Origin of the sequence: Chitinophaga varians, from assembly GCF_012641275.1 — a bacterium.
GTDB classification, from domain to species: domain Bacteria; phylum Bacteroidota; class Bacteroidia; order Chitinophagales; family Chitinophagaceae; genus Chitinophaga; species Chitinophaga varians_A.
Genome location: NZ_JABAIA010000002.1, coordinates 1,043,009 through 1,057,940, shown reverse-complemented (window position 1 = coordinate 1,057,940; position 14,932 = coordinate 1,043,009). Strand labels below are relative to the sequence as shown.

Genomic DNA, 14,932 nt, shown 5'->3' with positions numbered 1-14,932 from the left:
ATGTACAATGTGTTATAGGTAATCGACCGGATGCAAAAGTATCTCACGAAAAATGAAATCATTTTCGATATCAGGAAAAATTACGGCCCGTATTTTTTCCGCATTGCGAACAGCAGATAAAAGGTACCCGGAAAAAAATGTCCGTATCTGAAGATTTTTGCCCTTATTGTCCGGCATTGTGATTCATTTGACATTTGTGTCATCAACGATAAAAACTATATAGCGATGACAACAGCAACAAAGAAAAAAGTCAGTGTAATAGGATTGGGAGATATGGGCGCGGCATTGGTACGCTCCTTTCTTCAGCAGGGACATACCGTGACCGTCTGGAACCGCAGTACCGCCAAAGCAGCACCACTGCAGGAAGCCGGTGCCCTCGTAGCAGATAGTGTCACAGCAGCCATTGCCGCCAGTGAGGTGGTTATCTTCTGCGTGACTAACTATCCCATCAGCCGTACGCTGCTGGACACGCCAGGGGCAACCGCCGCACTGAAAGGAAAACTGTTTGTGCAGCTCTCTTCCGGCACGCCGCAGGAAGCGCGCGAGCTTGACGCCTGGGCCACGCAGGAAGGCATCACTTACGTTGACGGCGCCATTATGGCTGTACCGGACCAGATAGGCCGGCCTGACACCGTGTTTTTTATGTCCGGTAACCACGACGCCTATACGCAAAGTGAAGCCACATTAAAATCCGTCGCGGGCGCAATGCAGTATATGGGCACCGACCCCGGCGCCGCCTCTGCATGGGACATGGGCTTCCTCGCCGTTCTCTTTGGCGCCATGAGCGGATTTTTCCATGGCATCAAACTTTTCGAGTCAGAAGGACTGACAGCTGCCGCATTGGGCAATATGATCGCGCAACTGGCGCCGGCGTTAGGTGAAATGCTCAAACAGCAGGGTGATATCATCGCATCAGGAAACTACAAGGTAAACCACAGCTCGCTGGGCCTCTGCGCAGGCTCGATGGACATGTTTATCCAACATGCCAAAGAAGCCAATATATCCACGGAAGTGCCCACCTTTATTAAAGGTATCTTCCAACGCGGCGTAGACGCAGGTTATGGCAGTGAACACGTGGCAGCGGCCTACAAAACCTACTAGGTACGTCACATCTTCTTCCACACGTTTCCCAAAGCGGTGAAATATTGTTAATATTGTAAGTATGCAAAACAATACCAGTCGCTTTAGTAACCGTGTGGAAGACTATGTAAAATACAGGCCACACTATCCGGAAGAGATGATCACCTACCTGGAGCAACAAGCGGTACTGCAGCCCGGTATGCTGCTGGCCGACATCGGCTCCGGCACCGGTATATCTTCACAGCTGTTTCTGCAAAAAGGATATACGGTACTGGGCGTGGAGCCCAACAAAGAGATGAGAGAGAAAAGTGAGGAACTGCTGAAAGACTACCCGCAATTTAATGCTATAGACGGCACTGCGGAACATACTACCCTTGAAAAGCACTGCATCGATGTGATCATCGCCGGACAGGCATTCCACTGGTTCAACCAGGAAGCTGCCCGCACAGAGTTCCGGCGCATCCTGAAAAAGAATGGCCATGTGCTCCTCGTCTGGAATGAAAGAATGACCGGCTCCCCTTTTGAAAAGGCCTATGAGCAACTGATAGAGCGCCATGGCAAACAATATAAAGAACTCAATCACCGGAATATAGATATTGCCGTGATAGAAAAGTTCTTCCACCCTTCCGCCGTAACACTCACGGAGTTCGCCAACAAACAGGTGTTCGATTACGAGGGACTGGAAGGCAGGCTGCTGTCATCTTCGTATATGCCATCCCGGGAGGATGAACGATATCCGGCACTGGTGGCTGATCTTAAACAGCTGTTCGGCCAGTTCCAGGAAGAAGGGCATATCACGATTCATTATACCACCCGGATGTACCAGGGAAAGCTGTCTTAATCTATCATTATGGCCAGATGACCAACAAGATCTCATTTTTCATACGGCCTGCATATAAAAACAAAAGGTGGCACGTGGCCACCTTTTGTTTTTATATAGTACATCAGCCAGGCTGTTCCACACTAAAACCATACTTACGATAAATAGCCTTCGCTTTATCGCTGACCAGGAAATCCATGAAATCAGCCGCAGCCTGCTGGTGTGGCGCATTTTTCAGCTGTCCGGCCATATACGTGGCCGTTATATTGTGTTTGTCCGGAATAGTTACCAGCGACACCGGATGTCCGATCATCTGCTGGTACCAGGCTTCAGAATACCATACCGGCGCAGCGTCGCTCTGGTGATAGAGTATCCGCATGGGTGACTGCCTGTGGTGGATCTGCGTCAGGAAAGTGGTGCTGTCCTTTACTTTAACGTCCATGATCTGGTGCTTCAGCTGTTCACCGCCCGCTTTCACATAAGCCTCTTCTATCCTTTTGCCGATGCCTTCCCAGGCGGGATTGGGCATGGCCACCCGCACACCGGGCTTTGCGAGGTCGGCCAGACTGTTCACTTTCGCCGGATTACCTTTGGGCACCATCAGCGCCAGTTTGTTATAGGCGTATACTTCCGTCCGGCTGAAGTGTTCTGTCATGGCGTTGATACGTGTTTTACCGGCGGTGTACACATCAGGCTTCAGTGTTATCCGCATATTGCCCAGCGTCAATGAGCCACCTTCTATCTGCTGCGCCAGGATGCCCGGTGGCAGCGTTTCTGCAAACACGCGCTGATAAGCGGGGTACTGTTGTTTGAATGCCGCCAGCAGTTCATCGATGCACATAAACTGGTTGCCGGCAAAGAACACCACCAGCTGCGGGTCGTTGATATCACCATACAGATCGGGCACATTGTCCACGCCGGGCACGGTAAACATTACCTTGCTCTCCGGCGGCTTATTCCATGGCGGATCGAAGCGGTGGTCTTGCGCATAGGCGCTATGTGTCAGTCCTGCCAGCAGCAGGACGGGAAAAAACAATCTTTTCATCAACGTTATGGTTTAACGACAGACCAGCCTTCGGCCTGACGGATGATCAATTCTCCATTACCACTGGGCACCAGCGCGATGAAGTCATACAGCTGTTCTTTCGGAATTTTTCTTTCCTCGAGGGTATTCTGGCATTGTGCCACAATTACGCCGCGGCCTACCAAAGCTTTCAGCGCCTCTTCATACTCGCTGCCTTTGAGATAGGCGTCAGTACCGGCAGAGAAGGCCACCAGTTCTATTTGCAGCTTGCCTTTGAGACGCGGGTCATTCAAGGCGTTATTGATATTGCGGATGGCTTTCTGGATTACTTTAGGATCGTTCTTGTCCAGCTGATAGATGGCGTGGTACTGCTTCTGTTTGGCCACGGCGCCGGTGTATTCGCGGTTTTTGCGCAGCTGTGCGTCGGTCGTTTGTGCGTAACCGGTATACATCATCAACATCAGTGGAACTACAAGGAATTTCTTCATATCTGGGTTTTTATTTTGTGCGTTGTTGTGCTTCCTTTATCGGTTGGTAAGGACCAAATTTATGTTGCTCCTCCGAAAAAGTGTCGGTGTAAGGTTTGAAAGGAAAATCCACGGGCTTCTTCGCCACTACTTTCCAGTCGTTGTCCTGGTTAAGATGTGGCCGGGGCCGGCTGTTGACAAACGCCGCCACGTCCCATGCTTCTTCTTCTGAAAGCAGCGGGTTGTGGTAATTGGTGCCCAGCGGCATATTGTTATACACGAAGCCCGCGAAATTACTTAAGCGGTAAAGTCCTGCACCGTCGTTATAACTATGCGGTCCCCATAAAGGCGGATAGCTATACCCCGGACCAACCGGGCTGGGCTGTCCTTCGCCTTCTTTACCATGACAACTGCTGCATTTCTCTTTGTACACCAGCATGCCGGCGGAAGGGTTGGCGCTTCTGTCGAGATAGGGCAGCTTCATGATGCTGGTGCCTGGTGGCCTGGTGCCTTTCGGCACATCTTCGCCCAGCCATTGTATGTAGGCGTAGATGGCCTGCATCTCCCGGCTGCCGGTGTCCGGTGCATGACCGTTAAGGCTCCTTTCAAAGCAGTCCTTCACACGGTCGTAGATAGTCTGTACGCCGTTGTTGCGTGCCCGGAACAACGGGTACGTGGCATATACCTTGCCGAAGTTGTTGCCATAAGGGACCGTACCGGCCTTCAGATGGCAGTTCTGGCAGTTCATGCCATTGGAGATCTGCGCAACGGCGCCCTGCGGTCCCAGGTATTGCGCGGTGTTGGCGATCAGGTCGTGGCCATATTGTATCAGGCGGCCACGCTCTGTGGAATTAGGTATCTGGCTGCTGGCTGAGCCACTCCAAACATTTTCCGGCTGGTGGGTCGTAAGCCAGGCGGCGTAAGCCTCGTCATCCTTTTTCTTTTGACGACGGGCGCTGATACATTCATTTGCTACTACGAGGCCGGTAGTGGCAAAAAGCAAAACGGGAATCCAGTCTTTTTTCATTGTACTATAGTTTCCGAACACAATTCAATAGCTCAAAGATAATAGCAGCCTCAGAGTTGTTATCATCACAATTGATTATCATCCATAACCGAAAGTTATAAAACCGATAATACATTTCAAAACCGCAAGAAACGGGTTTGTGACGAATGGCAGCCGTCCTACTTTTGTAATGATATAATCACGACATATGAGCAACATCATCAAACGGCTGGAAACACAGGACTGGCAAGACATTACAGCAACGCTGCACGACAGGGGGTTTTGTGTGGTGGACCAGGTGCTGACAGAAGAAGAATGCAACCAGCTGATCAGAAATTATGCTTCGCCCGACCTGTACCGCAAAACGATCGTCATGGAGCGCTACCGTTTTGGCAGCGGGGAATACAAGTACTTTAAATATCCGCTGTCCACGCTGATCACCGCGATACGGCAAACGGTATATACGCATATTGCCCCCGTGGCCAACAAATGGATGGACGTCCTGCAAACAGGAAAGACTTTTCCGGACACGCACGAAGAATTGCTGCAACAATGCCAAACCGCCGGGCAGGACAAGCCCACGGTGCTCATCCTGAAATATGGCGTTGGTGGCTTTAATACGCTGCACCAGGACCTCTACGGCGATATTTATTTCCCGTTACAGATCGTGCTGTTCCTGAATGAGCCGGGAGAAGACTATACCGGCGGCGAGTTCGTTCTCACCGAACAAATCCCCCGGGCACAATCAAAAGCCAATGTGTTACAACCCCGGAAAGGCAGCATGCTCATCTTCACTACCAACTTCAGGCCTGTGAAAGGCAGCAAGGGCTATTACCGGGTAAACATGAAACACGGCGTCAGCCCGGTCCATAACGGTAACAGGCATACGCTGGGCATTATTTTCCATGACGCGTTATCCTGAGGCATTATGTTTTATCATGCAGCAATGGGAAAGAGCGCTATAGCGCGCAACCGGCAGATATGCCAGCTCAGGCAGGAAGGGCGGCTGACGCTGGGCGGCAACCGCCGGCTTAAAATATACGGACTGCTCTCCTGCCGTTCCGGCAAAAGAATGCTGACCGGCAACAGGGTATTTTTTTCGGGAGAAACAGAAGCACAGGCACATGGATATAGGCCCTGCGGACATTGCATGCCGGAAGCCTATCGCCGCTGGAAAACACAGCAGGGCTAACTGGTTTTCCGGTAATTCCAGATGGCCCAGCTATTGAGCACTACCGCAAAACCCACGAGGTACAGGAACTCTTTCTGCACATCGGCAAACGTGCTGCCTTTGAGCACAATCATCCGCACTACTTTCACAAAATGTGTCACCGGCGTCAGCGCAGCGATGTCCTGCGCCCAGCCAGGCATACTGTCCACCGCGGTAAACAGCCCGCTCATCAACATAAAAATCATCACAAAAAAGAAAGCCACAAACATCGCCTGCAACTGGCTATCGGTATAGGTGGACACCAGCAGGCCAAACCCCAGCAACGCCACCAGGTACACCGCGGCAAACAGGTACAGCAACGCGAAACTGCCCACCGGCCATATACCGTATACTACCCGCTCCACTGTGAGCGCCAGCGTAAATACCACCAGTCCCATCACCCAGAAAGGGACCAGCTTCCCAAGGATAAACTGCCATTTTTTTATCGGCGTCACATTGATCTGCTCAATCGTTCCCATCTCCTTCTCCCGCACAATATTCAACGCAGAGAGAAAACCGGCGATCAGCGTCAGCAACAGCACCATCACCGCAGGCACCACGTAGAAGCGGTATTCGGCCAGAGGGTTGTACCAGTTGGAATACGTAATACCGATGTTCATGCCTTTGCCGGGAACAAATTTTCCACCTTCGTTCAACCGGACATGCTGGTTAAAATCAGCGATAACGGTCAACAGGTAACTACCTCCCAGCGCGGCCTTGGTGCCATTGATCGCGTCAACGGACACGCCTATATGCTGTTCGTTTTCCCGCACCAGGTTACGCTCAAATCCCGGCGGAATCTCCAGCACCACGTCGGCCTGTTCCCTTTCAATATATCCCAGCGCCTCACGGAAAGAAGGCGCCGCCGCTATAATCCGGAAATAACCTGAAGCTCCTATTTTGTTGATCAGCTGTTGCGACCAGGTACTGTGATCGTTATCCACCACCGCGAGGTTCACATGCTTCACATCGAAGTTCATGGCCAGTGGCAGGATGATCAGCTGCACCGTCGGCATCACCAGCATCATGGCCAGGATGGTCTTGTCACGGAAAATCTGCCGGAACTCCTTCTTCAGAATGAAACGCAGCACCTTCATGACAAACGGATTTTGAAGTTCTTTAATGCAATGGAGAGCGCGATCACCGTCATCCCCAGCAATACCGCCGTTTCCTTCCAGATATAGGAGAAGCCCAGCCCCTTCAGCATCACCGCCTTAATGATCAGAAAATACCAGCGGGCGGGCACTACGTAGGAGATCATCTGGAAGATCCATGGCATATTCTCCAGCGGAAACATAAACCCGGTAAAAATCAGTGTGGGTATCATCATGCCCATCATCGACAGCAGCAGGGCCGTTTGCTGGGAGTTAGTAGTATTGGAGATCATCAGCCCGATAGATAAACAGGCAATGATAAACAAAGTGCTCACCAGGAACAATAAAATGATGCTTCCCTTTACTTCCACATGCAACACAAAAACAGCCAGTATCAATATCAGCGTAAAGTTGGCCAGCGACAACACCAGGTAGGGCACCGCCTTCGCCAGCAATACCAGCAAGGGCTTAAAAGGCGATACCAGCAGTATTTCCATGGTGCCCAGTTCTTTTTCGCGCACCACCGCTACAGAGGTCAGCGCCGTGCATACCAGCATCAACACCAGTGCCATTACGCCGGGAATGAAGTTCAGCGAACCGTTTCCCTCTTCGTTGTACAGCATGCGCTGCTCCGGGATAATCCTGTACGGCAGCTGCGCTCCCGGACTGATCTCACGCTGGTAGGTCGTGAGGATAGTCGTCAGGTAGTTGATCACCGTTTTGGCCATATTGGGGTCGGAGCCGTCTGTCAGCACCTGCACCTGCGCCTGACCAGCATGCTGCAGGTCGTTACCAAAACCGGCGGGGAAAATCAACGCGCACTTGGCAGTGCCCTTTTTAAAAGCCGTGCTTACCGCGTCATAGTTGACCGCCGATTCATCGACAATAAAGTAGGAAGATGATTTTATCTTATTGATGATCTGGGTGGAATTTACATCCCGCGCCTGGTCTATAACGGTGAGGGTTATATTTTTCACTTCGCTTGTCAGCGCAAAACCGAACAGCACAATCTGTACCACCGGCAGGCCAAACATGATCAGCAGGGTGCGTTTATCCCTGAACACGTGAAAAAATTCTTTCCTGATGAATACCAACAGCTGTTTCATATCATCGTTTTAATCGGCCGACCTCTTTGCGCCGCGGGCCAGTTGATAAAATACTTCATCCATGGAAGCAGCCTGGAACCTGGATTTCAGGTTGCCGGGCGTATCCAGTGCCTCCACTTTCCCGTCTACCATTACCGTAATCCGGTTGCAATACTCCGCTTCATCCATGTAGTGCGTGGTGACGAACACCGTGATCCCTGAAGCTGCCGCTTCATAGATCATGTCCCAGAACTGCCGTCGGGTGATGGGATCTACGCCGCCGGTAGGCTCATCCAGGAAAACGATCTGCGGGTTATGAAAAATAGCCACCGAAAAAGCCAGTTTCTGTTTCCAGCCTAACGGCAACGAGCGAACGAGTTTTTTCGCCTCCTGTGCCAGTCCCAGTTTATTCACCAGCTGGTCGCTGCGGCGACGTATTTCCGCCGGGGACACGCCATATACGCCACCAAAAAATTCTATGTTCTCCACCACTGTCAGGTTTTCATACAGGGAGAATTTCTGGCTCATATAACCGATGTTCTTTTTGATGGACTCCTGTTGTTTGTATACATCAAAGCCGGCCACCATGGCTTTACCGGAGGTGGGATACGACAGTCCGCACAAAATACGCATGGCAGTGGTTTTCCCCGCGCCGTTGGCGCCGAGGAAACCGAATATCTCCCCTTTCCTCACGTCGAAGGATATATGATTAACGGCCACAAAATCGCCGAATTGTTTCGTCAGTTCTTCGCATACGATCACCTTGTCATTCATGGCTGCGCATTTTGTTTTTCATTCATAAGGCGGATAAAACTGTCTTCTATCGACGGACTGATTTTTTTTGCTTCCACCTGTTCATGTCCTTTTGCAGCAAGGCTTTGCTGCCATTGCAGCAAATCACGGCCGGTATCTTCCCGGAAAGTTACGTGTACGTATTCGCCAAAGGCGTAACAGCTGTCGATGGCCGCATCTTCCCGCAGTGATGTCAGCAGGCGGTAGATATTGGCCGCTTTCACCGCATATAGCGCCACCGGAAAAGTAGCGATCACATTGGCTGGCGTGTCCACCGACATGATTTTTCCGCCCTGCATGAGCGCGATACGTTCACAGAGCACCGCTTCATCCATGTAAGGTGTAGACACCACGATGGTGATACCCTGTTGTTTCAGCCTGCGCAGCATTTCCCAGAACTCTTTGCGGGACACTGCGTCCACACCGGTGGTAGGCTCATCGAGGAACAGCACTTCCGGCTTGTGTACCAGCGCACAACACAGTGCCAGCTTCTGTTTCATGCCGCCGGACAATTTGCCGGCACGGCGGTCGCTGAATGGCTTTATCTGTTCGTAGATATCGCAGATAAGATCGTAATTGGCTTCAATAGTAGTACCAAAGAGCGTAGCGAAAAAGTGCAGGTTCTCTGCCACGGTCAGGTCCTGGTACAGGGAAAAACGGCCGGGCATATAGCCTACGCTGCGGCGGATGGCTTTGTAGTCTTTCACACAATCCCGACCGTTGACAGAGGCAGCGCCTTTGTCGGGCAAGAGCAGCGTGGTCAGGATGCGGAAGATGGAAGTCTTGCCGGCGCCGTCAGGGCCAATCAGTCCAAACAGCTCTCCTGCGGCCACTTCCAGCGACACATCGTCCACCGCCAGCACTTTGCCGGCTTCATACGTTTTGGTAATATGGTCCAATACGACTGCGTTCATGTTGCTGTTATTGATGGATCAGCATTTCGCCATACATGCCTATTTTCAGATAGCCGTCATTTTTCACCCTTACCTTGATCGCATATACGAGATTGGCCCTTTCGTTTTTTGTTTGAATGGTTTTCGGGGTGAACTCTGATTTATCCGAAATCCAGGTGATAGTGCCTGGATAACTCTTGTAATCTTTTTTCCCCTGGTCGATACGTACCTGCACCTCCTGTCCCAGTTTGATATTAGGCAGGGTGATGCCCGTCACGTAAGCTTTCAGGTACAATGTATCGATGTTGGCAATTTTGTATAATGGTTTGCCCACCGTGGCCATCTCCCCTTTCAGGGCGTAACGGGAAAGTACTACGCCGGCCACGGGATTGATGATCTGGCCTTTGCGTACCTGCTCTGCAAACTGCGCCATCGATTTTTCCAGCGGCACCTGTTCACTGAGAATAGAGCGGTTCTGTGTAGCGATGTTTGAATTATAGAGGTTACGTTGTTGCCTGGTGACGTTCAGTTGTTTCTCCAGTTGGTCCACCTGTGCGTTCATATCGTCCAGTTGCTTTTGGGTGGCGGCGTCGCTTTTCACGAGGTTCTCTGTTCTTTTTCTTTCGTGGTAGAGTTGTTGCAGCTGTGCTTCCTGTACGACCAGCTGCCGTTCTACCAGCAGGGCTTGTGGCTGCGGGTTGTTGGTTTTCTGCCGCAGGGCCTGAATGGAAGCCTGTACCTGTTGCTGTTGCAGCGCCGGGATGGTCACATCGATCTGACCGATCACCTGTCCGACGTTGAGTTTATCGCCTTCATTCACCGGGAAGGAAAGTATTTCGCCATTCTGTTGCGCAGATACGATCACTTCGTCCGCTTCGAAATTGCCGGAGGCGTCATATGCCGGTTTGCCGTCCCCGCAGGCACTTATCATCATCACGGCGGTTGCTGTCCAAATGAGATGGTATTTCATGTTACAAGAAATTAATCAGTTCCCGGAAGTGTTTTTATAGTTGTATTGTGCCTGTAGCAGCTGTATTTCGTGCAGGATACGCGACTGTTTGGCCAGGTTCTCCGCGTTTACCTGTGAGATGTATTCGTGTACGGTGATCACGCCGTTGTCCAGCTGGGCCCTGGCAGATTGCAGTACAGCAGAACGAAGGCGGATCGCTTCATCGTCCTGTTCCATCAGGGCGGCGTACTTGTCCACGTCCTCCTGTTGTTGCTGCATAGTCAGCGTAGTGTTGAGCAGGAATGTTTCCCGGTTGACATCTACCATATGCCGGTTGATGTCTAACAGGCGGCGGTTGTTTTTAAGGGAGTAGAGGCTGCCGAGCGACCAGTTGAGGCGTATGCCGCCCATCCACCAGGAACCGAAATCGTTGCTTACAATATTGAGGGTGGGTCGTCCGTAGCCGCCTTGCAGAAAGGCGTTCAGCCTGGGGAGGTAGGCTGATTTCAGCTGCCGCTCCTGCACATCGTATGTTTTCTGCTGATAGTCGTATAATGCCAGCTCGGGGCGACGGATGCCTTCAGCCGGGCGGGCCGCGTCCGGGTATGCCAGTACGGCACTATCGCTTAACGGCTGGTGGATGAAGGTCGCCAGCATTTTCAGATAGGCTTTACGGTTAGCGCGGAATTCTGTTGAGGCCATATCGGCATTCACTATTTCCGCCTGTAGCTCCGCTACGTTGCTCCTATAGGCGACGCCGTTAGCCAGCGCCGCTTTCATTTTGTCGGTCGTGCTTTGCAGGTTGCTGCGCCGCAGGGCGTTCTGCCGGAGCTGGGCATCCATGAGCAGCACCGCGAAATACAGCTGCGTAACCCTTTCGCGGATAGCATAGAGGCTGACTTCCAGGTTCTGTTGCTGTACTTTTTCATTGGCACGGCTGGCCTCCTGCTGATAGCGGGTGACGCCGCCGTCGTAGATTTGCTGGGATAGCTCCGCCTGCAAGCGGTATTGGTCTTTGCTAAGCTCCGGTGGATGCAGGCCCGGGACAGGCGGCAGCACCGCTGCGAAGTTCACCACCTCTGACTGGTAAGAGGCTTGCCCGGACACGGTCAGCTGCGGCAGGTATAGCTTACCGGCATTGGCGACGGTATAGCGACTGGTACGGGCTATCAGATCGTACTGTTTGATGAGCGGATAGTTCTGTCTGGCCAGGGCGTAACATGTTTCGAGGGTCAGCGCCTGTTGCTGCTGCGCCTGTGCCGTCAGCCCGGCCAACATCATGATACAACTCAGCAGTTTACATACTTTCATGATGCATGATTCGGTTTGAATTATTGTTTTAAAAAACTGTTCAATCCATCTGCAAAAAAAGGGGCGGTTACCCCAACATGCCTTTCAGCCATAACGGGATCAGCTTTCTACGTTCATTCATCAACGTTACAAACTCTCCGTCTTTCACCAGCTCGTTGCGCTCCAGGAGTGGCCTCGCCAGAAAAGGCATTACCACCAGCCCTATTACGTTCATCATAATATGCACCGGGTGAACAGATAATTTACCTTCTTCTTTCATGGCAAATAATTGCCTGAACAGGTCCGATTGGAACAATGTGTTCTGCTGTGCATAACGGGTAAACATATCATCTCCCGTAATCACCTCATTGACCAAAAACAGGGGAAAATCGGGGTTTTCCAACAGCAGGTCTATATAGTAGTTGACCGCCTTGGTGATCTTCTCCGGGATGCTCAGCTGTTTATCATTAAAAAAGGTACTGATCTCAAATACCAGCTTCTGTACAGCTTCCGCCATCACCACTTCAAAGAGTTTCTCTTTACTGCGGAAATAGTAATTGACCAGCGACAGGTTGATATCCGCCTCCGCAGCGATATCGCGCACCTTAGTGGCCGCAAACCCTTTACGGGTAAACACTACTCGTGCTGCTGCCAGTATCCTTTCTTCTGTGCTGGCGTCCTGTTCCTTTTTTCCTGCCATATGCCTGATTTTACTATAAAGCTAAAGCAATAAATTGAAAATTGAACAACTTTTTAAAACAATTGTTCAAATTCCACACAAAGCAGCCACAGCATTGATTCTACAGGAAAAACCCCATCTAATTAATTTTTAAATCTCCAGAAAAACAGCCTGACTCACATCGTAGCCAAGGCTTCAGCCCCGGGACGGGATCACGTTCGTTTCTTCTCCTCTTCATTGCCGGTGCCCCGTATCTCCCGCTTACGGGTAGATTGTCCCAGTTTGTAACTAACGGAGAGGCGTATATGACGGTTCACCTGAAAATGGGTAAACGTCTGCGGGATGTAGTTCACTTCAGACCGTATGACACTGGCACTGGACCGGAACAGGTCTGCCCCGTTGAGCGCAATGCTCATGCGGTTTTGCAGGCAGAGGGCTTTAATGCCGAGGTCCATATTGTAATAGGTATTGGATTTGCCGTTATGGTCCACTTCGGGGAACTGGCACCAGAAATTGAGTGCCACCATCAGTGTTTTGTCTTTATTAAGCGCGATATTATTATTGGTGGCCAGGTATACGCTCATGCCATCAATATCAGGGATATTGGGCAGCGCGCTGCGGGCGTCAGTATGATAACCGCTCACCTGGTTAATGCTTTCCAGCCAGGGCAATGGCTGCAGCGTAGCGCTGGCAGAGAGGCCATAGCGGTATATCTTCAGGAAGTTTAACGGTGTGGTATATACGGTATGATCATCCGGCATGGCCAGGGTGATACGGTTAAAGCCGTTGTTGGTGATATTCAGAAAAGCTGCGGCAGTAAAGCGTTCGCGCCAGTGATGCGACAGCTCGAAGTTGCTGTTGTATTCCGGTTGCAGGTAAGGGTTGCCTTCCAGGTAGCTGTAGGCGGTGGTCAGTGACTTATAGGGGTTCAGGTCCCAGAATACCGGCCGGTTGATACGTTTACCAAACGTAAAAGCAAAATGGTTATCATCATTGTAATTCCAGGCAGCGGAGAAAGACGGGAACAGCTTCACGTAATTGTTGTTCATGGTTTTGTCCTGCACATGGGAAACCCCTTTTGTCTGTGTGGCTTCCATACGCAGGCCGGCATTCAGTTTCCATTTACCCGCTTCTTTAGATGCAGTGGCATATACCGCCTGGGTATTTTCCGTATAGTCGTATTCGTTACTCAGGTTTTTATCATACTCCATTTCACCATGGAGATTTTTATAATAGAAGACGTTGCTGTAGTTATCAATAAAGCTCAGTTTTCCGCCGAAGGCGTAGGTGGCAAAGGTGGTAGGCCATTGCAGGTCGGCTTTCAGGGTGTAAATATTGATGGCCTGTTTGTTGGTGTCAAAATATTTGGTGGTGCCGTTGGCGATGGCGTCTCCTTTTCCGTCATACCGTTGACTGATGAAGTCTGACTGATCGGTACGGTAGTAGTTAAAATAATCGGCATCAACAGACAGCTGTCTGCCACTGGAATCCAGTTTTGTCACCAGGTGCAGGTTCAGCCCTGTGCTCCAGGCTACCGGCTGATAGGTCGCAAAAGTCCGCAGCAGCGAATCGAGCTGCCCGCGGGTATTATATACCGGGTTGTTCACATGGTCATCACCAATATATACCGGGTTATTCACATGGTCATCACCAATGTAGGCGGTACGGGCGCCGCTGTAGTTAAATCCGATGGTAGTGCGGTTACTTATCTTGTAGTCCGTACCCAGCACCAGGTTGAGATTACGGATTTTATAGTTGCCGGTGTCCGTCTGTGACCAGAACTGATTTGGATATTGCAGGTCTATGCCGAAGCCTTCCAGGAAGCGGCCGTGTTCGTAGTTGGCATTGCCATAGAACGACCATTTATGGGTATTGTAGCTGAAATTGCCACCTACCGCCGCTGTGCCGTAGTTAGTCACCCCATACAACGGTTTGAAACCGTAGTCCGACAATTTGCCGCTGGCCTGGATTTCCCCGCTGAAGCCTTGGTTCCTGTCACGCCGCGTGACGATATTGATCAGACCGGCATTGCCATCTGCATCGTAAGCGGCCGACGGATTGGTGATCACTTCCACGCGGGCAATCTCTCCTGCTGACATGGACTTCAGGTACCGTTGCAGGTCTTCCCCTGCCAGCGGGATAATCCGCCCGTTGACCATCACCTTCACCGCACCTTTGCCGGCGATGGCGACCAGGTTGTCTGTCACCCGTAGTCCCGGCACCCGGGCCATTACCTCCAGTCCATTGGCGCCGGCAGCACTCACGCTACTGGTCACATTGTAGATCACACGGTCTGTCTTCCGCTCCACCAGCGCTTTCTGTTGCACAACAGAGATCTCCGACAGCTGGCGGACTTTAGGCGGAGGCACCGTATCTTTCGATGGTTGCTGGGCATGGGCCAGCACAGGCATTATCAGAAGAAGTTCAGCAAATAGAAAAAATGGCAACAGGTTTTTAGTTCCGGGCATGGTTGATAGTGGTTATTAAGAAAAGCGGTGGCTAAAGATATAAAAGTTATATAACTTGCTACCCATAATGTGAAA

General features: G+C 51.2%; 15 protein-coding genes. 4 read left to right on the top strand and 11 right to left on the bottom strand.

The genetic code is table 11. The annotated features are described in order from the left end of the window. Positions 1-147: 147 nt before the first annotated feature. Both HGH92_RS19000 and HGH92_RS18995 read left to right on the top strand, forming a co-directional pair. Positions 148-1,101 carry an NAD(P)-dependent oxidoreductase gene (locus tag HGH92_RS19000; protein WP_262888799.1) on the top strand — a complete coding sequence of 318 codons (954 nt, stop codon included), beginning with the start codon at positions 148-150 and terminating at the stop codon, positions 1,099-1,101. Positions 1,102-1,162: 61 nt separating this feature from the next. Further along, on the top strand, positions 1,163-1,921 hold the full coding sequence (locus HGH92_RS18995) for a class I SAM-dependent methyltransferase (RefSeq protein WP_168872334.1): 759 nt from the start codon (positions 1,163-1,165) through the stop codon (positions 1,919-1,921). Positions 1,922-2,024: 103 nt separating this feature from the next. Here the strand turns inward: HGH92_RS18995 and HGH92_RS18990 are convergent, their stop codons facing one another. Genes HGH92_RS18990 through HGH92_RS18980 form a run of 3 tightly spaced genes read right to left on the bottom strand, consistent with a single transcriptional unit; the run spans position 2,025 to position 4,418 of the window. Then, positions 2,025-2,945: a molybdate ABC transporter substrate-binding protein gene (locus HGH92_RS18990; protein ID WP_168872333.1), complete on the bottom strand. Its 921-nt coding sequence runs from the start codon at positions 2,943-2,945 to the stop codon at positions 2,025-2,027. Positions 2,946-2,950: 5 nt separating this feature from the next. After that, a complete protein-coding gene (locus tag HGH92_RS18985) occupies positions 2,951-3,412 on the bottom strand; it encodes a DsrE family protein (protein WP_168872332.1) in 462 nt (153 codons plus the stop codon). A gap of 10 nt (positions 3,413-3,422) precedes the next feature. Then, a complete protein-coding gene (locus tag HGH92_RS18980; protein ID WP_168872331.1) occupies positions 3,423-4,418 on the bottom strand; it encodes a c-type cytochrome in 996 nt (331 codons plus the stop codon). A 187-nt stretch (positions 4,419-4,605) separates the two neighbouring features. Between HGH92_RS18980 and HGH92_RS18975 the strand changes: the two genes are divergently transcribed. Continuing rightward, the gene (locus HGH92_RS18975; protein WP_211092670.1) at positions 4,606-5,319 is read left to right on the top strand and encodes a 2OG-Fe(II) oxygenase; all 714 of its coding nucleotides are present in this window, start codon (positions 4,606-4,608) and stop codon (positions 5,317-5,319) included. A gap of 24 nt (positions 5,320-5,343) precedes the next feature. Continuing rightward, a complete protein-coding gene (locus HGH92_RS18970; RefSeq protein ID WP_247654979.1) occupies positions 5,344-5,589 on the top strand; it encodes an Ada metal-binding domain-containing protein in 246 nt (81 codons plus the stop codon). On the opposite strand, the gene HGH92_RS18965 is transcribed toward HGH92_RS18970, so the two are convergent. The 8 genes from HGH92_RS18965 to HGH92_RS18930 all read right to left on the bottom strand — a co-directional run bounded on the left by HGH92_RS18965 (position 5,586) and on the right by HGH92_RS18930 (position 14,857). Further along, a complete protein-coding gene (locus HGH92_RS18965; protein ID WP_168872329.1) occupies positions 5,586-6,704 on the bottom strand; it encodes an ABC transporter permease in 1,119 nt (372 codons plus the stop codon). The two genes, HGH92_RS18970 and HGH92_RS18965, sit on opposite strands and share 4 nt — an antisense overlap. Further along, positions 6,701-7,807 (bottom strand): ABC transporter permease, encoded by a 1,107-nt coding sequence (locus tag HGH92_RS18960; protein WP_168872328.1) that lies wholly within the window; start codon positions 7,805-7,807, stop codon positions 6,701-6,703. Before HGH92_RS18960 ends, HGH92_RS18965 begins: the two co-directional genes overlap by 4 nt. 9 nt (positions 7,808-7,816) lie before the next feature. Beyond that, positions 7,817-8,560 carry an ABC transporter ATP-binding protein gene (locus HGH92_RS18955; RefSeq protein WP_168872327.1) on the bottom strand — a complete coding sequence of 248 codons (744 nt, stop codon included), beginning with the start codon at positions 8,558-8,560 and terminating at the stop codon, positions 7,817-7,819. Next, positions 8,557-9,492, bottom strand: coding sequence for an ABC transporter ATP-binding protein (locus HGH92_RS18950; protein ID WP_168872326.1), 936 nt, complete (start codon positions 9,490-9,492; stop codon positions 8,557-8,559). The genes HGH92_RS18955 and HGH92_RS18950 overlap by 4 nt, the downstream gene beginning before the upstream one ends. 7 nt (positions 9,493-9,499) lie before the next feature. Beyond that, complete coding sequence (locus HGH92_RS18945) at positions 9,500-10,441, bottom strand: HlyD family secretion protein (RefSeq protein ID WP_168872325.1); 942 nt, start codon at positions 10,439-10,441, stop codon at positions 9,500-9,502. A 15-nt stretch (positions 10,442-10,456) separates the two neighbouring features. After that, a complete protein-coding gene (locus HGH92_RS18940) occupies positions 10,457-11,731 on the bottom strand; it encodes a TolC family protein (RefSeq protein ID WP_247654978.1) in 1,275 nt (424 codons plus the stop codon). Positions 11,732-11,798: 67 nt separating this feature from the next. Then, positions 11,799-12,410 (bottom strand): TetR/AcrR family transcriptional regulator, encoded by a 612-nt coding sequence (locus HGH92_RS18935; protein WP_168872324.1) that lies wholly within the window; start codon positions 12,408-12,410, stop codon positions 11,799-11,801. Positions 12,411-12,601: 191 nt separating this feature from the next. Beyond that, a complete protein-coding gene (locus HGH92_RS18930; RefSeq protein ID WP_168872323.1) occupies positions 12,602-14,857 on the bottom strand; it encodes an outer membrane beta-barrel protein in 2,256 nt (751 codons plus the stop codon). Positions 14,858-14,932: the final 75 nt, after the last annotated feature.